23 protein-coding genes are annotated in these 18,531 nt (G+C 46.9%); 6 read left to right on the top strand and 17 right to left on the bottom strand.

What is annotated here, in order from left to right; translation table 11 throughout:
* Positions 1 to 368: 368 nt before the first annotated feature.
* From KDK17_RS12905 to KDK17_RS12870, 8 genes are all read right to left on the bottom strand, one after another.
* The gene (locus KDK17_RS12905) at positions 369 to 665 is read right to left on the bottom strand and encodes a YebG family protein (protein ID WP_257281069.1); all 297 of its coding nucleotides are present in this window, start codon (positions 663 to 665) and stop codon (positions 369 to 371) included.
* 146 nt (positions 666 to 811) lie between these two features.
* Positions 812 to 1,723, bottom strand: coding sequence for a 23S rRNA pseudouridine(2605) synthase RluB (gene rluB, locus KDK17_RS12900; protein ID WP_257275845.1), 912 nt, complete (start codon positions 1,721 to 1,723; stop codon positions 812 to 814).
* A 117-nt stretch (positions 1,724 to 1,840) separates the two neighbouring features.
* Complete coding sequence (scpB, locus tag KDK17_RS12895; RefSeq protein WP_257254257.1) at positions 1,841 to 2,746, bottom strand: SMC-Scp complex subunit ScpB; 906 nt, start codon at positions 2,744 to 2,746, stop codon at positions 1,841 to 1,843.
* Positions 2,746 to 3,609 carry a ScpA family protein gene (locus KDK17_RS12890; RefSeq protein WP_373690692.1) on the bottom strand — a complete coding sequence of 288 codons (864 nt, stop codon included), beginning with the start codon at positions 3,607 to 3,609 and terminating at the stop codon, positions 2,746 to 2,748. The genes scpB and KDK17_RS12890 overlap by 1 nt, the downstream gene beginning before the upstream one ends.
* A 148-nt stretch (positions 3,610 to 3,757) precedes the next feature.
* A complete protein-coding gene (locus KDK17_RS12885; RefSeq protein WP_257275812.1) occupies positions 3,758 to 4,972 on the bottom strand; it encodes a tryptophan--tRNA ligase in 1,215 nt (404 codons plus the stop codon).
* 161 nt (positions 4,973 to 5,133) lie between these two features.
* Positions 5,134 to 5,757: an L-threonylcarbamoyladenylate synthase gene (locus KDK17_RS12880; RefSeq protein ID WP_257275843.1), complete on the bottom strand. Its 624-nt coding sequence runs from the start codon at positions 5,755 to 5,757 to the stop codon at positions 5,134 to 5,136.
* Between the two features lie 160 nt (positions 5,758 to 5,917).
* Entirely contained in the window at positions 5,918 to 6,376 is a 459-nt protein-coding gene (locus KDK17_RS12875) for a hypothetical protein (protein ID WP_257288218.1), read from the bottom strand.
* Between the two features lie 328 nt (positions 6,377 to 6,704).
* Positions 6,705 to 7,652, bottom strand: a complete 948-nt coding sequence (locus tag KDK17_RS12870; protein ID WP_257281066.1) for a PHP domain-containing protein — start codon at positions 7,650 to 7,652, stop codon at positions 6,705 to 6,707.
* A gap of 180 nt (positions 7,653 to 7,832) precedes the next feature.
* Between KDK17_RS12870 and ispZ the strand changes: the two genes are divergently transcribed.
* The 3 genes from ispZ to KDK17_RS12855 all read left to right on the top strand — a co-directional run bounded on the left by ispZ (position 7,833) and on the right by KDK17_RS12855 (position 9,508).
* Entirely contained in the window at positions 7,833 to 8,408 is a 576-nt protein-coding gene (gene ispZ, locus KDK17_RS12865; protein ID WP_257275806.1) for a septation protein IspZ, read from the top strand.
* Positions 8,409 to 8,708: a YciI family protein gene (locus tag KDK17_RS12860; RefSeq protein ID WP_257275805.1), complete on the top strand. Its 300-nt coding sequence runs from the start codon at positions 8,409 to 8,411 to the stop codon at positions 8,706 to 8,708. It begins immediately after the preceding gene.
* A 101-nt stretch (positions 8,709 to 8,809) separates the two neighbouring features.
* Positions 8,810 to 9,508: a TIGR04211 family SH3 domain-containing protein gene (locus KDK17_RS12855; RefSeq protein WP_257275804.1), complete on the top strand. Its 699-nt coding sequence runs from the start codon at positions 8,810 to 8,812 to the stop codon at positions 9,506 to 9,508.
* Positions 9,509 to 9,630: 122 nt separating this feature from the next.
* On the opposite strand, the gene KDK17_RS12850 is transcribed toward KDK17_RS12855, so the two are convergent.
* Positions 9,631 to 9,912 (bottom strand): SelT/SelW/SelH family protein, encoded by a 282-nt coding sequence (locus tag KDK17_RS12850; protein ID WP_257255404.1) that lies wholly within the window; start codon positions 9,910 to 9,912, stop codon positions 9,631 to 9,633.
* Between the two features lie 205 nt (positions 9,913 to 10,117).
* Between KDK17_RS12850 and KDK17_RS12845 the strand changes: the two genes are divergently transcribed.
* Positions 10,118 to 10,753, top strand: a complete 636-nt coding sequence (locus KDK17_RS12845) for an O-methyltransferase (RefSeq protein ID WP_257255403.1) — start codon at positions 10,118 to 10,120, stop codon at positions 10,751 to 10,753.
* Between the two features lie 179 nt (positions 10,754 to 10,932).
* Positions 10,933 to 11,553 carry a phosphoadenosine phosphosulfate reductase family protein gene (locus KDK17_RS12840; protein ID WP_257275802.1) on the top strand — a complete coding sequence of 207 codons (621 nt, stop codon included), beginning with the start codon at positions 10,933 to 10,935 and terminating at the stop codon, positions 11,551 to 11,553.
* A gap of 63 nt (positions 11,554 to 11,616) precedes the next feature.
* Here KDK17_RS12840 and KDK17_RS12835 read toward each other — a convergent pair whose 3' ends face one another.
* From KDK17_RS12835 to KDK17_RS12815, 5 genes are all read right to left on the bottom strand, one after another.
* On the bottom strand, positions 11,617 to 12,315 hold the full coding sequence (locus KDK17_RS12835; protein WP_257275801.1) for a DUF3313 domain-containing protein: 699 nt from the start codon (positions 12,313 to 12,315) through the stop codon (positions 11,617 to 11,619).
* A 98-nt stretch (positions 12,316 to 12,413) separates the two neighbouring features.
* Complete coding sequence (locus tag KDK17_RS12830; RefSeq protein ID WP_257275800.1) at positions 12,414 to 12,860, bottom strand: hypothetical protein; 447 nt, start codon at positions 12,858 to 12,860, stop codon at positions 12,414 to 12,416.
* A gap of 102 nt (positions 12,861 to 12,962) precedes the next feature.
* Positions 12,963 to 13,454: a hypothetical protein gene (locus KDK17_RS12825; RefSeq protein WP_257275799.1), complete on the bottom strand. Its 492-nt coding sequence runs from the start codon at positions 13,452 to 13,454 to the stop codon at positions 12,963 to 12,965.
* A 95-nt stretch (positions 13,455 to 13,549) separates the two neighbouring features.
* Positions 13,550 to 13,861, bottom strand: a complete 312-nt coding sequence (locus tag KDK17_RS12820; RefSeq protein ID WP_257275798.1) for a BolA family transcriptional regulator — start codon at positions 13,859 to 13,861, stop codon at positions 13,550 to 13,552.
* A gap of 91 nt (positions 13,862 to 13,952) precedes the next feature.
* Positions 13,953 to 14,885 carry a 2Fe-2S iron-sulfur cluster-binding protein gene (locus KDK17_RS12815; protein ID WP_257281063.1) on the bottom strand — a complete coding sequence of 311 codons (933 nt, stop codon included), beginning with the start codon at positions 14,883 to 14,885 and terminating at the stop codon, positions 13,953 to 13,955.
* Between the two features lie 423 nt (positions 14,886 to 15,308).
* On the opposite strand from KDK17_RS12815, the gene KDK17_RS12810 reads away from it, so the two are divergent.
* Positions 15,309 to 15,953 carry a hypothetical protein gene (locus KDK17_RS12810; protein ID WP_257288217.1) on the top strand — a complete coding sequence of 215 codons (645 nt, stop codon included), beginning with the start codon at positions 15,309 to 15,311 and terminating at the stop codon, positions 15,951 to 15,953.
* An 87-nt stretch (positions 15,954 to 16,040) separates the two neighbouring features.
* Here the strand turns inward: KDK17_RS12810 and KDK17_RS12805 are convergent, their stop codons facing one another.
* From KDK17_RS12805 to KDK17_RS12795, 3 genes are all read right to left on the bottom strand, one after another.
* Positions 16,041 to 16,706: a type II CAAX prenyl endopeptidase Rce1 family protein gene (locus tag KDK17_RS12805; RefSeq protein WP_257276414.1), complete on the bottom strand. Its 666-nt coding sequence runs from the start codon at positions 16,704 to 16,706 to the stop codon at positions 16,041 to 16,043.
* A 117-nt stretch (positions 16,707 to 16,823) separates the two neighbouring features.
* On the bottom strand, positions 16,824 to 17,447 hold the full coding sequence (locus tag KDK17_RS12800; RefSeq protein WP_257288216.1) for a hypothetical protein: 624 nt from the start codon (positions 17,445 to 17,447) through the stop codon (positions 16,824 to 16,826).
* Between the two features lie 177 nt (positions 17,448 to 17,624).
* A complete protein-coding gene (locus KDK17_RS12795; protein WP_257254193.1) occupies positions 17,625 to 18,302 on the bottom strand; it encodes a hypothetical protein in 678 nt (225 codons plus the stop codon).
* Between the last annotated feature and the right edge of the window lie 229 nt (positions 18,303 to 18,531).

Genomic DNA, 18,531 nt, shown 5'->3' with positions numbered 1-18,531 from the left:
ACATACCTTGCCAGACAAAAAGGCCGCTATATTAGCGGAATTCGCTGTATTAGCAACCAGTACAAGTGCTACTTGGCGGGCTGCTTCACTAGTGTCTCGGTCTGATAATGGGAAAAATGACCGCTAGAACCACTATCTTTGGTAAAAAAAAGGGTTTCTCAATCAGGAATGAAAGAAAGATTTTTTTTCATACAAAGCTATTTTTAGCTGAATCTGAAGCTGATCAGAGGGACGGTTAATGCCCATGACGCTTTGTTTTTGATTCGTTTCTGAATAGAAGATGAAATGAAAAAGGATTGAAACGAAAAAGGTGCTGACGGCAGAGCGAATCAGGGCATTCCGCTCTGGCAATCGGAAAATGCGCTGGATCAGGCCGCGGCCTCATCCTCGTCCTTATCCTTTGTGTCGTTGTCTTGCTCAGAAGTCTGGCCAATCTCAAGCACCAGGTCCGGTTTGCCTTTAAAGGCTTTGGCAAAGGCTTCCTTGTTTTTAGCGAACATCAGGCCGATCTCTTCAGCCAGGTCTTCATCGATTTCAAAGCGGTCTTCCAGCAGGCTGGTGATATTGGCGGCCAGCTCCAACATACGATCGTATTCTTCAGCGGCTTTCTTGTCTGTAAACATGCTTCCGTCCCGGTCAACTCGCCACATGGGGGTAATAGACATGGCCCTCTCCTGTCAGGCTTGGTTTAAAGTTACTGTATATAAATACAGTCATTCTGTCCAGTGGAACCCCTGAAGGTTAGCATGGAAACTCAAAGCATTTTCAGGAATTGGCAAGAGCTCCGGGTCATGGTTGGAGCTCAACAGCATTAACGATGTCTGTTCTTTTTGAAAACGCCGGGCTTTTTGTGAGGCGAGGGACGCTTCTTGTTGATAGCGGGGTTGCCACGGGAGCCCCTGGTTTTCAGGCCTGTTTTGGTGTGTCGTGGATCGGCTCTGCGTGTCACTGCGTTGGGCGCGGGTGGCAGTTGAACGGCAGCGGCCAGATCGTCGATGTCCGCTTTTTCTACTTCTTCCCACTGGCCCATGCGCAGGTGGTCAGGAATGATGACATTGGCAAAACGTACACGCTTCAGACGGCTGACAGTCAAATCCTGGGATTCCCAGAGTCTGCGCACTTCGCGATTACGGCCCTCCAACAGGCAAACATGGAACCAGCGGTTGATGCCCGAACCGCCTGAGTCAACAATATCGGTGAAGCGGGCAGGGCCATCTTCCAGCTCTACGCCATCGAACAGGTTCTTTACTTTCTGCTCTGTCGCATTACCCATGACTCGAACAGCGTATTCACGTTCAACCTGGTAAGAAGGATGCATGAGACGACTGGCCAGCTCACCATCTGTGGTGAACAACATCAGTCCGGAGGTGTTGATATCCAGACGGCCAATGGCAATCCAGCGCTCTCCCTGAAGTTTGGGCAGTTTGTCAAAAACAGTGGGGCGGCCTTCCGGGTCGTGGCGGCTACAAATCTCGCCTTCAGGCTTGTTGTAGGCAATGACGCGGCGGATTCCGGACGCATAGGTTTCCAGTTTGACCGGGCGACCGTCGACAGCAATCTTGTCTTCAGCATTGGCACGATCGCCGAGGCTGGCCTGTTCACCATTTACGGAGATTCGACCTTCGCTGATCCAGCGTTCCATCTCACGGCGCGAGCCCAGGCCGGCGCCCGCCAGGATTTTTTGCAGTTTTTCACCCTGGGGAGGAGTGGTTTCAGTTGTCATGGTATTTATGGCTATGCCGCTCTGTTTTTCTATCAAAGGGGCCAGAGTATAGCGACTTAATATAGGTTAAGACAGCGTGGATTTCCGCTGCTGTTATGCTGAGTGATCAGACATGGTTCAGGGGTCAGTTCTTTCGTTTGATATTTCCCCGGATATTTCTGCTTCAGGAGCGGGCTCTTCCTCAATGGGCATATCGGTCGTCTGATATCGAGTTTCATCGCCTTCAGTGGGAAGTTCTGTCAGTTTCTCTGATGTCTGAATGTCCTGTTCAACTAACTGCTCTTCTTGCTCTGGTGCTTCGGCTTTCTTTTTACGGATCAGGTCATCAAAGTTGTCTGGCAGATCGGCTTCCAATTCATCCAGTTCGGCAAATAGCTCATCAGAGGATTGACCTTCAATCTCAATGGCCTCCTGATCTTCTGCGTCCTCTGTCGTTGGCTCCCTCTGATCGTTGGCTTCAGCCAGCTCCCGGGCAGCTTCCTCCAGATTACGAATCTCGGATAGGGGGGGCAGTTCATTGAGGTTTTCCAGATTAAAATAATCCAGAAACTGACGAGTTGTGGCAAACATGGCCGGGCGACCCGGCACATCCCGGTGACCCACCACACGTACCCATTCACGATCCTGAAGGGTTCGTATGATGTTACTGCTGACGGCTACCCCCCGGATGTCTTCAATTTCCCCCCGGGTGATTGGCTGACGATAGGCGATGAGTGCCAGAGTTTCCAGCAGTGCCCGTGTGTAGCGCTGTGGTTTTTCTTCCCAGAGTCTGCCAACCCAGGTGGATAGTTCCTGTCTGACCTGGAAGCGGTAACCCGATGCCACCTTTTTGAGTTCAAAGCCCCGTCCCTCACAGGCTTCAGAGATGGACACCAGAGCTTCGCGGATCTGGTTGCCATCCGGACGCTCTTCCTCGGGGTAAAGGTCTTCGGGGAACAGGGCGGCCAGCTTTTCTTCAGTCAGGGGTTTCTGGCTGGCCAGCAGGGCTCCTTCCAGGATGCGTTGCAGCTGTTCTGCTTCCATTAGTCAATCCGGGCCTTAACGTGAATGGGACCAAAAGGTTCATTCTGTATCAATTCGATCAGGGATTCCTTGATCAGTTCCATCACCGCCATAAAGGTAACGACGACACCGAGTTTGCCTTCCTCCAGCCGGAACAGGGCAACAAAGGGGGTGAAGCGTTCAGATGTCAGCATGGACAGGACCTCACTCATACGCTCACGGGTGGACAGAGCCTCCTGTTCAACCTGATGATTGACGTACATTTCTGACCGGCGGAGCACCTCTCCCATGGCCAACATGATCTCCTTGAGATCGACTGCCGGATGGGGGCGATCCTGCTCAAGGTTGGGTGGGGCAGCATTGGCTTCATGAAGATCCCGAGTCATCCTGGGCAGTTGGTCAATATCTTCTGCGGCTTTCTTGAAACGCTCATATTCTTGCAGTCGACGAATGAGCTCAGCACGGGGATCTTCTTCCTCGTCTTCGTCCTCAGAGACTCGTGGCAGCAGCATGCGGGATTTGATTTCGGCCAGTGTAGCGGCCATGACAAGGTATTCTGCTGCCAGCTCGAATTGTCCTGATTCCATCAATTCTACATACTGCATGTATTGCTCTGTAATGACAGCTACCTTTATGTTCAGGATGTCCATGTTGTTGCGTTTGATCAGATAGAGCAGCAGGTCGAGAGGGCCTTCAAAGGCTTCCAGAAAGACCTGCAGGGCATCCGGTGGGATGTAAAGGTCGTCAGGCAACTTAGCCATGGGCTGACCCATAACCCGTATCTGGTGTTCAATGATTGCAGGCTCAGAGCCTGATTGAGTTTCCGGTGCCAGCTCTGCAGGGAGTTGTTTTCCGGGCTCAGCCACGGTTTCCGTGGAGGTCATTGATGCATCACCCTGTTGTAAATCCTCTAGCTGAAAAAAAGCAGCTTGACCGACCAGGCTCCTGACGGTGAAACTGCTTTTTATGATGATCAGGCTTAAAACCTGACCCGTATTTTGCAATGGCTGTTACATCACTGAAACACAGTGTTCAACGATAGTCCAGTCCTATGGCTTCCCGGACCTCCCTGAGGGTGTCCTGGGCTTCGTCCCGTGTCTTTTCGGTCCCTTCGGCAATGATACTTTTCACGACATCGGGATTGTTTTCCAGTTCTCTGGCTTCCGTGCGAATAGGCTCCAATTCGGCCTGAATCGCTTCAATCAGAGGTTTTTTGCAGTCCAGACAGCCGATACCTGCTGAGCGACAACCCTCTTGAACCCAGTCTCTGCGCTGCTCATCTGAATAGACTTGGTGAAGCTGCCAGACCGGACACTTTTCCGGTTCGCCCGGATCATTCCTGCGAATGCGGGCCGGGTCTGTGGGCATTTTTTTCAGTTTCGACGCAACACCGTCCTGATCTTCCCTGAGGCTGATGGTATTACCGCAGGACTTGGACATTTTCTGACCATCGAGGCCCGGCATACGGGCCTGTTCAGTGAGCAGAGCCTGAGGCTCCGGCAGGATAACCTTGCCTGTACCTTCCAGATAGCCAAAGAGTCGCTCCTGATCGCCCAGAGTGATGTTGCTCTGCTCTTTCAACAGCGCCTTGGCCGTAGCCAAGGCTTCGTCATCCCCGTGTTCAAGATAGGCTCGACGGAGCTTGCGGTAAAGGTTGGCGGTTTTTCGACCCATTTTACCGATGGCTGCCTCGGCATTATCCTCAAAGCCGGGCTCTCGTCCATAAAGATGGTTGAAGCGTCTGGCGATTTCCCGGGTGATCTCTATATGGGCTTCCTGGTCAGCTCCGACGGGTACCAGTCCTGCACGGTAGGCAAGGATATCGGCGCTTTGCAGCAATGGATAGCCAAGGAATCCGAAGGTGGAGAGATCTTTTTCCTTCAGTTTTTCCTGCTGATCCTTGTAACTGGGTACTCGTTCCAGCCAGGAGAGCGGTGTGATCATGGAGAGCAGCAGATTCAATTCTGCATGTTCCGGAACTCTGGACTGAATGAACAGGGTGGCCGAACCCGGATTGATGCCAGTTGCCAGCCAGTCAATGACCATGTCCCAGACGGAGTCTTCCAGTTTTTCTGGCTCTTCGTAGTGAGTGGTCAGTGCGTGCCAGTCAGCTACGAAGAAAAAACACTCATATTCATGTTGCAGCCGAAGCCAGTTTTTCAATACCCCATGATAATGGCCAAGATGTAATCGGCCAGTGGGTCGCATGCCAGACAGAACACGCGACTGTGAGTCTACAGCGCTCAAGAGGCTCTCCCGTTAGAATCCTGAGTTGACAGGGTACGACAGTTTGCACGACGGTAAAAGCGTGTTTTTACACGGCATGAATAAATCAGTCATGAGTGACTGAAAAATTCCGGTCATGGAATCGGATTTCTTCAACAATAGATTCGTACAGTGATCGTTGTTCAGCTGAGAAACGGTTCCGGATTGCCTTTACCTTCCCGAAGGATTTCAGGCGTGTCCGCCAGCAAACTGATCACTGTGGTTGGCTCCATACCCCTATAACCACCATCAATGACCAGATCCAGCTGGTTTTCAAGTGTTTCACGAATGTCGTATGGGTCCAGCATTGGCTCATTGTCACCCGGCAGCTGTAAGGTGCTACTCATTATGGGAGCATCCAGTTCATTGAGCAGGGCACTGACAATGCTGCATTGAGGTACTCGTATGCCCAGGGTCTTTCTTCTGGGGTGCATCAGGCGGCGGGGAACTTCCCGGGTGCCTCTCAGGATAAAGGTGTAAGGACCGGGTGTGTGATTTTTCAGCAAACGATATTGAACATTGTCGACCTGGGCGTAGGTTGCCAGTTCGGAGAGGTCTCTGCACACCAGTGTGAAGTTGTGCTTTTCGTCCAATCGACGAATCTGGCGAATGCGCTCAACCGCTTTTTTGTCACCAATCAGGCAGCCCAGAGCATAAGCTGAGTCAGTAGGGTAGGCAATCACCCCGCCGGCTCTCAGGATTTCTGCGGCCTGACGAATCAGACGAAGCTGTGGCGTCTCAGGATGAATCTGGAAAAACTGACTCATGGCTGTTGTGTACATGGTACCTGCACCTTTGAACCGTCTTTTAGATACTGTGTTCAAAGGGGTGTCGACAGGTTGCCATTCTCTTGCAGTTATAATGGAGCGCGCATCATACCACTGAAGCAAGGTAGTGCAACGATTCTGTTCGATCCGGAGGTTTTAGTTAATGATTTGATGCAACATGCATACAGCTATGTTCGTGTTCATCTGTTGACACTGATAAGTAGGCGATGGGTAAAGAGTCAAAGACTACGCCGTCAATGATATCTTCATTAAGGCGATGACTTTTCAATAGGATAGGGGTCATTATGTCTTTTTCTGAATATTTGAAGGACAGTAAACAATGATCAGGAATCATTTTTTTGATTGCTCTATCCGATGTGATTTTATGAATGGTTGATTCATGCTCTCCATAAACAGACGGTTCAACCAGTAGCTCATTATGCTTCAGTCGATGTTTAATGGCGCAGCTTTCTAAAATTTCTATAATTCTTGAATTAAAGTAGGCGGGTGCTTGAATCTCTTTGAGTCTTAACTGTTCAGGAGTCAACTTTGAGGTGCCGTCATTTTCTGAGGCATATGGCATTGTTAACAAGACATCATTACAGTAGTGAGCATCCATGCTGCGTAACCTCATCCTAAGTTAATAGGTTTGGCAGGAAATAATGGAAAAAGTTCATAACACAGATGTCAGTGTTGCTTACTTTTGTGAGATATAGCCGAAACGGCCGAAACACAGCCGAAACAGGACATCCACCGCTCGGTTAGTCGAATGCATGGATGGTCCGCTAACTATGGAGCACTCGGCACAGAGGCCGGGTCCCGTAAGCGGCAGACAATCTTTCCCGGGGAGGGTTTTTACAATAGCCTCCGGGGCATGGGGAAAAGAGAGAACCTCTCATCATAATGGTTCGCTCAGATCAGACATCTTTAATGCCGATGGCGAACATTTAAAGCCGATGGCGATCATTTGGTGACCACCAGCTCTCCCAGACAGGCAGGGTATCATCGGGAAGTTCTGGTGCTCTGCCCAGTTCTACCCACGGATTGGCAGGGGTATGGAAGTCACTCGCTCTTGAAGCCCCAAGTTCAAAGTCCTGGCAAAGTCTGGCCAACGTTTCCCGCTGTCCGGGAGGTTGCTGGCAGCTGCTGACTTCAAGGGCGTGGCCACCTGCCAGTTTGAAGTCCCTGACCAGAGCCCTGAGTTTGGTGCGGGTCATTTTGTATTTTCCCGGGTGAGCTAATACAGCCGAGCCTTTCAAAGCTCTGATCCAGGCTACGGCCTGACCCATGGGAGGCCAGAAGGCCTTCAAGTTGCCTATTTTCTGATGCGACAAATGTTTATCAAAAGCCGCCTGCAACTCATTGATGTAGCCTTTTTCCAGCAACCAATGGGCGAAGTGAGGGCGGCCTGTCTGGATATTTTTTCTCGATAAAACAAAGCCGTCAGCCGTTTGTTTCTGCCGGTTTAAGGCCAGTTCAATGACTTCATCCATCAAAACGTCTGCACTGATATCGAGTTTCAGTTTCTTCACCAGGCGGTTGGCGATTAGCAGTGATCGCTGCTTTCTGGCAGAGCGCTGGTGATGAATGATTTTTTCAAGATCCGGGTGTGACAGGGAAAAATTAAGGCCAACAATATGGATTTCCATCGCAGACCAGGTAGTTGATAATTCCATCCCGGTGATCAGCCTGGGGCCTTCGAGCGTTTTATTCTTTAGAAACTGGTGTGCGGCCACCGAGTCATGGTCCGTAATAGCCAGTATATCGACACCTTGATCACGTGCTCGTTCATAAACTTCCAGCGGTCCCATGGAACCATCGGATGCGGTGGTGTGGCAATGGAGGTCGACATTCAGGGTCATTGCGATACAAATAAGTAGTAACTGTCGGTACACTCTACCACCAATGGAACGGTAAAGGCTTTTAAAAAATTGGCAGGATAGATCCGGTCAGGCATGGCAATGAAGTCGTTCCATAGTAAACTACAGGGTGATTTAACGAGCTCTGAATTCGGCTAGTGAGCCGCCCTGAGCAAAATATCCAAGTAAATCACAAGGTAACCCGACTGGTTTAATATGAAGCAACTGATTGATTTTATTCCACTGATCATCTTTTTTACGGTCTACAAAATGGACCCCAGAATGGTGGATGTAGCCGGATATTCTCTTGAGGTGGGAGGAGCCATCAGTGGCACTTTCTTCCTGATCATTACATCTGTCATTGTTTACGGTGGCAGCTTCATCAAGAACAAAACTCTTGAGAAGAGCCAACTTATTACTCTGTTAGCCGTGGTTTTATTCGGTGGTATGACTCTGGCTTTTCAGGACGAGAACTTCCTGAAATGGAAAGCACCGATTGTAAACTGGATCTTTGCTGCCGCCTTTCTGGGCAGTCAGTTTATTGGCCAAAAACCACTGGTGCAGCGAATGATGGAACATGCCATCAGCCTGCCCGATGAGATCTGGATTCGTATGAATCTGAGCTGGGTCATATTCTTTACACTTCTGGGTGCCGCCAACCTTTATGTCGCCTTTACCTTCCATGAGTTCTGGGTGGACTTTAAGGTGTTCGGCAGTCTGATTCTTACTTTTGTCTTTGTCGTCTTGCAGTTCCTGGTGATCTCAAGACATATTCAGGCCGAGGAAAAATAAATGCTATACGCAGTCATCAGTGAAGATGTTGAAAATAGTCTGTCTCTGCGCAAGACAGCCAGGCCTGCTCACCTGGAAAGACTTGAGGTGCTAAAATCCCGGGGGCGCCTGGTTCTGGCAGGCCCTTGTCCTGCTATCGACAGTAATGACCCGGGTGAGGCCGGGTTCAGTGGCAGTATTGTTATCGCTGAATTTGATAGCCTCGAAGCCGCACAATTATGGGCTGATGATGACCCCTATGTGGCCGCTGGTGTTTATCGTTCTGTGAGTGTGAAGCCATTCAAGAAAGTACTCCCCTGATTTTCCTTCCGGAAGTCTGTCATTTTGATATTAAGGTATACAGGCGCCTCGCCCTGTCTGAAGCATTCTGATAGCAGGGCAGCCTGGCTAAGAGAGAAAACGTGAAACAATCCTTACACAAACTGTTTTTGTCCCTTGGTGCTATAGTGCTACTGGGTTCAATGGTTCAGGCTGAACCGGTTCAGGCTGAAACTCGTTATGTTACTGATGTTGTTTATGTCCCACTGCGTTCAGGGCCCGGTGCTCAATACCGGATTTTGCACCGGGGTCTGAAAACAGGACTGAGAATGACAGTTCTCGAAGCTGATGCCGGAGAAGGATACAGCAAGGTCAGAACGGCTGACGGATTAGAAGGGTATATCCCCCGTCAGTATCTGGTGGTCGAGGAGCCTGCCAGAGAGCGTCTGCCAAAGGTGCTGGAAAACCTTTCGCAACTGACCAAAGAGAACACGGCTCTAAAATCTGGATTATCTGCCACTGAGGATGAGCTGGACAATGTTAAAGGTACTCTTGAAGAGACCACCGGGCTGTTGGACGACAAAACCTCTGAGTTTATCGCCTTGAGAGAAGCGACCGCTGATCCTCAGGCACTGGATCGTCGGAACAAGCAATTGATGGAAGAAAATTTACAGTTGAAAAACCGGATTGAGGTAATAGAGGCTGAAAATAACCAGCTGATTCGGAGTAGCAGTATGCGCTGGTATCTCTATGGAAGTGGTACGATCATAATAGGTATTCTGCTGGGTTTGTTCTTGCCAATGATCCGATTCCGCAAAAAGCCTGCTTCCGACTGGGTTTAACCGTCTTCCTGAAGGTTTGAAAGAAGCCCCTGATATGACACGATCGGGGCTTCTGAAAGTAGCTGGATGCTGTCAGAGCCTGCTGGAAGTAGCGAGATTCTCTTTGGCCGGACTAGCATAAATCAGGAACGGTCATTGTGTCCGAGATCCCGTTCAGGATCTATCAGGTCACGGACTTTCTGTTTGATCTGCTTGGGTTGCGGAAAGCCGCCGTCCTGTTTTCTTTCCCAGATCTGTTTGCCGTTCAGGGTGATGACAAAGACACCACCTGTTCCGGGCTTCAGTCTCACCTCTCCCAGATCGGTGCTGAACGTACTGAGCAATTCCTGAGCAAGCCAGGCGGAGCGGAGCAACCACTGGCACTGGCTGCAATAGTTTATTTCTACAATGGGTTTTTCTGTCACGGTTTACTGCCTTGCAAGAGTTGAGTGAGTGATAGGTTCTATTTATTTTTGCCAGTGCCCTCTGTTCCTTCCTGGCTTGCTCAGAGTGTTCGGGAAGCCGCTTCAAATCCTACCATGAGTGTATCAGTCGGGCACGGTTAAAAGGCATTTTTTACTCAGCAGGCTCCTGATAGAATCTGCCCGTTAATGCAGTGAAGGAAAGGCCATGACGGTCATTGTAAATCCCGATATCGAACAATATTGCCATGACATTACCGGCGGTGAGTCGCCACTTCTGAAAGAGCTGGCCCAGGCGACAGAAGACCGGACCCGCTATCCGGGAAATATGTCGGGAAGAATGGTGGGGCAAACCTTGAAACTGCTGGTAGCCTTAAGTCACAGCAAGAGGGTGTTGGAAATCGGCATGTTCACCGGCTACGCGGCTTTATCCATGGCTGAAGCCCTGCCAGAGGATGGTGAAATCTATTGTTGTGAAACTAATCCTCGTGCCATTGCTATTGCAGAGGAATTCTTTGACCGATCACCCCATTCTCATAAGTTGAAAGTACTGTTTGGCAAAGCATTGGAAACCATCCCTACCATTGAGGGAGAACTCGACTTTGTTTTCATTGATGCCGACAAGAAAAAATACTTTGAATATCTGGAGCTGATTCTCCCCATGCTGAAGCAGGGAGGCGTTATTGTTATTGACGATGCGCTCTGGAAAGGCGGTGTATTGAACCCTCTGGATGAGCGGGATGAGGTGATTGCAAAGCTGAACCGCTATCTGTCTTCCAGGGCGGATCTGGATAATGTTCTTTTACCCGTCAGACATGGCCTTCATGTGGTACGTAAGATCTGATTTTAATCCTCTTTTTGACATTGTTTTAAATCTGACAAGTTTCTGGGGCATTAGTCCAACTCACTATTTGCAAAGAAAGATATGTTCTAGACGATCCATTGCCTCCCGGGAACCTCATCACCTATAGTTTGGCTAAACCAAGACACAAATGTTAAAGAATAAGTATTTCGGGGGAATCAATGGATCTGGAGACCATTAACCGTGAGCTTGCCGAGCGCTCGCCACAAGAGATTATCCGCTGGGCTCTGCAAAAGGCTATGAAGCCGGTGGTTACCACTAACTTTGGTCCTCACGAAGCTGCCATTCTGCATATGTCCACCCGGATTCAACCGGATTTGCCGGTGATCTGGATTGATTCTGGTTACGGCACACGGGCGACCTATCGCTTCGCCCGGGATCTGATCCAAACGTTGGAATTGAACATTCAGATTTATCACCCGGAATACAGTCGTGCCTATCGTGATGCCATCATGGGTGGTGTGCCAGAGGTGGATACGCCAGCGCATGACGAGTTTACCCGACAGGTCAAACTGGAGCCTTTTGGACGGGCCATGCAGAGTTTTTCTCCTGACTATTGGTTGACGGCTATCAGAAAAGACCAGACAGCTTTTCGTCAGGGTTTGGAGGTCGTCAGTGAAACCAAAGACGGTTATTACCGGGTAGCCCCTCTGTTGAACTGGACAGAGCTGGATGTTGAAGAGTACCTGGTAATGAACGACCTTCCCATTGAAGAAGATTACTATGACCCTACCAAAGTCATTGGTAACCGTGAGTGTGGTTTACACACCTCGGTCTCCTGAGTGTATGGGGGGATTAAGAGCAGGCTGCCTGATGAGCCCGACAGGCAGCCATGTTGGTGATTTTTACTGATCTTTATGGGTTAGCTTGTCCAGGCCACGGCTGTAGAAGTCCAGCCAGTCATCCAGAACGGCTTTGACATCTTCTTTGGTGACTTTGTCGTTGTCCGATTGCTTGTTGATTCCTTTACGCAGCACCTCACCTTCCAGTCTGCCTGTTTTGCCATCTCTCAATTGCACTTCCAAATACAGAGCCACGATGTAATCCAGACGGTCGGTGGCTGTTTTGATCAGGGTTCTGGCAACGGCGACGGGGAGAACAAATTGTCTGGGTTTAAGATCCTTCATCTCTGACACAATGCCGGTAATGGCTGGCTGAATAACCAAAACACCGGGTCCGGGTTTTTCTGCCAGTATTCCTCGCTGCTTCAGGCCTTCCCTGAAACCATTGTTCAGGTAGTCAGCGACTTTAGTGGCTACTTCGCGCTGGGCATCATTGGTGGCGTTGTAATTTGGGAACAGATTGACGGGCTCAAGATAAACCTTTTTATACTTTTTCAGATCGCCGCTGACCCAGCGCATGGCGGTATCATCATCAAAAGCAGTCAATCTTTCATAGTTTTCTAGATAGCCGCTGAAGGGTTGTTCTTCAGTATCAATTTTTTGCTGCGTTGAGCAAGCTGTGAGTAGCAGGGCGCTGACAAGCACAAAAGGCAGAGCAAGAGGCAGAGTAAAAAGTCGGCGAATTTTTTTATAAGCTGTCATGGTGCGAGCCGTTGTTTGATTAAGGTATTTGCTTTAACTGGGGTAGAGTGTCTACTAATGTTTGTCTTTTGAAAAGTATGATTTACCGAGATCGTCTGCTAAAAGAGTCCTTCTGAAGGGGCTCTGAGGGGTTCCGGGGCATCGATCACTCTGGGCCAGCGATGACTCTTGTGACAACTTTGTTCGTTTTCTTCGGTCACGACATACAGTCGGGTAAAAGGGCCATCAGTAGCGATCAGCCCCTGGATAAACTGCTGTTTTTCCAGGAGAAACCAGTGGCTCTCCCCCGCTTCATCTTTTTCCATAAAAGCATCAACGCTGATTTTGACGGGCCTGGGGCTAAACCGGTTCCAGATACCCTTTTTAATGGACTCCAGTCTTGCCCAGCCTCCCTGTGGTGTAAGGCCTGGCTGACTCTCGCGGCGACCCCAGGGAACCAGAACCTGCTGACCCTGTCGGCTCAACACCGGCAGGCGGGCTTTGGGATTTGGGAAATAGGTTTTGATGGTCTGACCATCCAGCTCGAATTGTACACCGCCGCACACGTCGGGGGCTCTCCACTTCAGATCCGGGGCGAAGGATTTTACATTCTATCAATCAATCGAAGAAGGACTGGATTGGATATTTCGAAGTAGTGCACATTGTTATCAGGGCCTCTCCTCTTGGTGAGCGATTGCTTGACTGGCATTGGTTGCCGCAGAAGATGAACGCTCAATATGCTTTTCAACTTGCTTAATATCACTTGCAATCTCTTCCATCACAGCGACTACAAATTCTTTCGCTTCTTCATTCTTAACATTATCAGGATTATACCTGGGTTCAATGTAATCCAGAGAACGATAATGCTCTAACTGCTTGACCCCGTTTATCATGGTATCGGTGATAGACTTGATTTGTCCGGGAATTAATCGCTGTTCGGAGTCCAATGCTTCTCGACGTGAATCGAAATTTTTAACATCTTTTCCAACATATTGGGTAAATTTCGCAGAATGCATACTGTCGACATAAGTCATCAATACTTTAACCTGATACTGTCCGAAATTCACCGGTTCTCGTGTTTGAAATTCCGCAAGCGTTTCGCCCTTTGAGGGAATACTATTGGAATTACCGTGCACATTATCTCCTGTCACACTATTCATTTTAAATGCCTCTTCAAGGAAATGAGTTGTTTGTTTAGCTCCTTTACTCAGACAATCCCACCCCAGAAAGATTCCCTATCATATAAGGTCGCATGTCAATTGCTGCCACCTCTGCAGTCCGGACTGTCAGGTGCTTGTCCTTTACGCTCGTTCCACTCACCGGGGGTATAAGTATGAAGGGCCAGGGCATGAATGCCCCCTTGCATTTCATCGGAGAGGATTTTGTAAATCAGCTGGTGGCGTTTAACCGGCATTGTGTCTTCAAATGCCTGGCTAACCAGAACCACTTTAAAATGGGATTCAGAGCCCGATGGCACATTGTGCCTATGGCTTTCATTGAATATTTCAAAGTGTTCAAGCTCCAGGGCAGCTGTCAGTTTGTCACTGACTCGATCTTGCATAGTCATACTTCCATTCCACCTTTTTAATCTTGCCGAGACGATCAGATAGATGATTTTAGATTAACAGGAAGAGTGTGGGTTGCGAAGGGAAAGTGGATCAGGAAAGTTCACTGTTCAAAGTGATGCATTCGATACCTGCTCGAAGAGAACAGGTGTACTCAATAGATGTGCTGAAGGTGATGTCACCGGCGCAAATCACTCTAATCGATGAGGCCTCTGATAATGCCGAGTCCAGCCATTGTCCATAGTCCTGTCGCCCTGTGGTCAGGGTGTAGCTGAATTGATCCATTTGCGAGAGTGCTTCCAACGACCCAAGACCGTAATGTTCGTCGCTGCTGTATGTTTCGTGGATTAGATGAATTCTAAGATGTGATGAGGACTCAATATTGCCCAGAGCTTCACGGGCATAAGCCAGCAAGGGGGCCAGCCCTATTTCCTGGGCAATAAGGATTTGGTCAGGGGTATCGAGCAGATTTCCACAAAGATTTAATCCACGGGGGCTGCTGATGCTGACTCGCTGTCCTGCTCTGGCAGCATCGTGCGCCCAGGTGCTGAAAGGGTCTGCCACCTTACGCTGGATATGGATGACCATCGATTGATCAAGGTTTGGCATTGACGCCAGATAACACTCTTTTTGCAGCTGTTGTCCTACGTCTATACAGATGTGTTGGCCGGGGGAATAGCTCATCGGATGCCGGAGAGCGAGCGTCAGGGCCACGACAGTGGGGCTTAAGAATTGTTTCGCAGTAATAGCGGCTTGAGTGTGGCTTCTGGAGGGCAGGGAGACGGTCATATCATTTTCAGGCAGACACTGGCACGCCAGAAAATACCCTTCACGGACTTTTTCACTGCTCAGGGAAATCTGGCTCTGTTTGGTGGGTTGTCCCAAGTCGGCTTTCATCATGCAGGCATGACAGATACCTGAACGACAGGAAAAAGGTATTTTTTCACCTTTTGCCAGTAAAGAGTCCAGCAGGCACCGGTTTTTATCCACCGGGTAGGCCCGGTTAGACAGTGTGATAACAGGCATGTTGGTATCTTACCTTAGTGCTTTTCATTACTGAAACACCAATGTTTTCCATGGCTACTGGTGTAATTTAAGCAACAACGAACCCGATATGTCCCTGTGTTCCATCGGATTATAACAAGATCTTCGAATATAGATCGTCTAGCGGCAGATTGGGCAAAATATTGTGTAATATACAGTAGAATCACTTCGTAAATGAAGAAAATATCTGGATAATGACTTATTGTTTAAAGGAAAAAAGTACTATCCAACGATGCAGCTAAACTGTTGATCACAAATGACTTTACGCGAAACTGGAAGCTTCGGATACACATGAGTGAGTTTGTTGTCCGTAATTTAGGGGGCGATACCGCTTGTTAGTTTAAGATTAAGTATCACTCCTTTGAGTTATAATAGCTTTTTCGTTGATTGAGAAAGGTATCAAAAGTGTATTACTGTTTCTTTTTATTGTTTCTTGCAGTGGGCAGCGTAGTTAAGGCTTCTCCCGACCAATGTGAAAAAGGTTACCTGATTTTAAAGCTAAGTGAAGCGACAAGGCAAGAAATTGGACAACAAGCTGATCAATATGAGAATAAATTTTACTTGGGAGACGAACGAGGAAATAGAATAGATCTTCACCCTATACAGAAATTGCCCGAAGACTTATCCATGGATTTTTTTGAATATAACTACATGGGTGTTAAAGTTGTCTCCGAAATAAACTCTGCATACGGAGGTGGTTGCACGTTTTTTAGTTTTGATTTGCCTGAAAGTTCTTATTTGGCTGGCTTTTTTGGTGCGTTTCCTATATTTAGTCGAATAAAACATGAATATTCAGAACGACCAATAGGTGTGTCTTTAGATGATGATTTGTACTGGTATACAGGTCGTTGGTTTGGATTTACAAAGGAGTCGGGGGACTTCTTATCACTTATATTGCCAAGGTATGAAGTCAAGTGGAAAAGAAAAAATAATGAAGTTTTAACAGAGCTTTTATTTTTACCTCCCGACAAAAACAAAGGCTTTCCGGGAGGCCAAGAATATCTGAAAGCTAAAGCAGATTTTGAAAGTTATCAAAATTACTTTGACTAAGAATAAAAAAACTGAGGAGGTTCTGAGGAAGACTTGGGGAGTATAATATCTAACGTCGCACGTTTGACTTCTAATAGCGGTTAGCTGCTAAAAAGAGTTTCCTTTATAAAGGTAGATTAAACAGCCAATGGAGTTGAAAGTAACATGAGATACTGTCGCACTTAGTAAACCATAATGTTTAGAAAGCAGTCCTCTACTGAATGAGTTTATCGTTGACATCACGACTTGTGCCATTAATGGGTTAGGGTTGGTAAGATGTAAAAGTCCAAACAATGTAGATTTGATGATGTTACTAAAAATAAATATTTTTTCATCATGATTGTTGATTCTATTAGTTGCAGATTCTATAGAGAAATTGATTAAACGGAGTAAGTGTCCATTAAATATCACCTCTTCAATGACAGCTCCTATAATAGCCTCATTAAATTTTAATTCTCCATTGTATGGGTCATGTATTAATGACAGAGGGCGTAAAACGAAAATAGCCAAAATTTGACATTGTATAGAATGTATTGCACCTGATAATAATCCATAATAAAGTTGATTGTTAAAATCTAACTCTTTTATTAGAACGATCATTATGTTGGATTCTTTATCTTCTATATTCAGTGAGCCTGAGTCTGTGAGGCTCATATTTATTAATGTGTGCAAAGAGTTAAATTCATCCTCTGTTTTTAAGAGCGAGGTGTCTGACTTTGCATGTTGAATTACTAATGAGCAGCATATTGCGATTATTAAAATATATTTTTTCATTGTACTTATCTTTGAAAAACAAGCATAACAGCTAACAAATGATACCATTTCGTTTTGAGACTTCGTCCCACCATCCGTTGCGCCTCAGGCACGTGGCTGAAGCGGGTGTTATGAGCATTAATCAATATACTCAACTGAACTAAAGCTATCTGTATTTAAAGGTAAACTTTTTTTCATATCGGTACATTCAGCATTTTGTGTAATGCTCCCATCTTTAAAAGTAAGCCCACCAAGACTGGGTGTTTCTCTAAGCGCCGACATCGAATACAAAAATTGACTTTTATGAGAAGCATCGTTAGTCGTATCTACTTTATGCCTTATAAAAACGCGCCCTAAAAAATCAGGAAGATCTTTTCTATTTACTTTAATGTGGCAGTGCCAACCTTTTGCCTCGTCATTTTTTCTAGTAGGATTCTCTGGTTTATGTAACTCTGCTTTATGGTCCAGATCACTATTAAAAATCATATCTTCAATATCATAATCCAATTGATTTTGACATTCACCAGAGCCAAAATAAATGCTACCTCTGGGGTAATATATTGTTAATACATCTCGTTGAATCGCCTCTCTTTCCGTTAATTTTACAGCAGAAATTAAAGATTGGCTTTTGGGGAAATAAGTAAAGCTCAGAGATGTAAGGCTTACAGGTTTATTGGCGAAGTTATCTATAGATAGGCTTTCTTTGTTTGAATCGCCTTTTGTACTTGGTTGTAATAGAGCTGCTTTAGCTATCCCTTGCATTTTATTCTCCTTAAGAAAGAAACAGTTTGGATTGTTGGTAATCAATTTGACTATGCTGTTGCCAAAGAGTTCTATCAATAGGAACAAGTGTGTTAGGAATATTAACTATTCGAGACCAGAGCCTGCAAAAATACCAACAGGCTGCTTTCAGTAGCCGCTGAATTTGGCTTTAGCTTCCTATAACTGTACCGAAGCAGACTCAAGAATAGTGTATTGGTAGGTGCCAATATTTCTTATTTCTAAGGTTCCCTGTCCCGATAGATTTAGATAGGGAATCAGAAAGGTTGCTTGATATCTGGTGGTTTTTTTCTTGTCTCTCCGAAAGCCTAATTGCTTGAAATTCTGATTCGAGGATGAGGGCATGGACCATAAAACAGACTCCATTGAGCCTTGATCCAAAAAACCGAATTGTACAGCATGATTGTAAATATGAGACTCTAGTCTATCTCTTGCTTTGGTTTGATCATAGGTGCTTGCAATTTTCATTGGAGAGGATAAATAATCAAAACTAAGGAGAGCTGTTCCATCGTTCAAAATGACGATAAAACCAATATTTTCACTCTGGTCAACAATGCCTTCGGGATCAGCTGAAAACTGAATAAAGTAAACTTTACTTATTCTTCTCTCTTTGAGGTCTCTATCAATCTTCAGGGTGGTTTCAGAGTTAGCAGCGGCCAGTTGTAAATATTGCTCAAGATTCTCAGGCCTGGTGTAGCCACGAATTTGTCGAGTTTTTTTACTACCTGTACTATCTGTATAGGTAAAAGTGTCTGGCCCAATGATTTCTACGGTCGCCCAAGTCCAGGAGCAGAATGAAAATATAAAAAAAAGCAAAGGGTATAGTTTATTAAACATGAAGTTTCTCGTATAAAAAAGTTTGTAGCATTTTCTGGCTACAAATAACAACAAGACGAAGACGTCAATATAGTCATACTTCCTTAAAAATACCAAATGTTTCAAAGGAATGCGCTGATGCCTGGCGCTTGAACCAGAGGTTATGTGTTACTATGAGTGCCGATTCTTAGGGTGGACATTAAGCTCAAAAAAGCTTCATTTCCAGCGGCAGAACTCACCTTGAACAGCC

It is taken from the genome of Endozoicomonas sp. SESOKO2, from assembly GCF_024606245.1.
Taxonomy (GTDB): Bacteria; Pseudomonadota; Gammaproteobacteria; order Pseudomonadales; family Endozoicomonadaceae; genus Endozoicomonas_A.
This window is presented reverse-complemented; position numbering and strand designations above follow the sequence as displayed.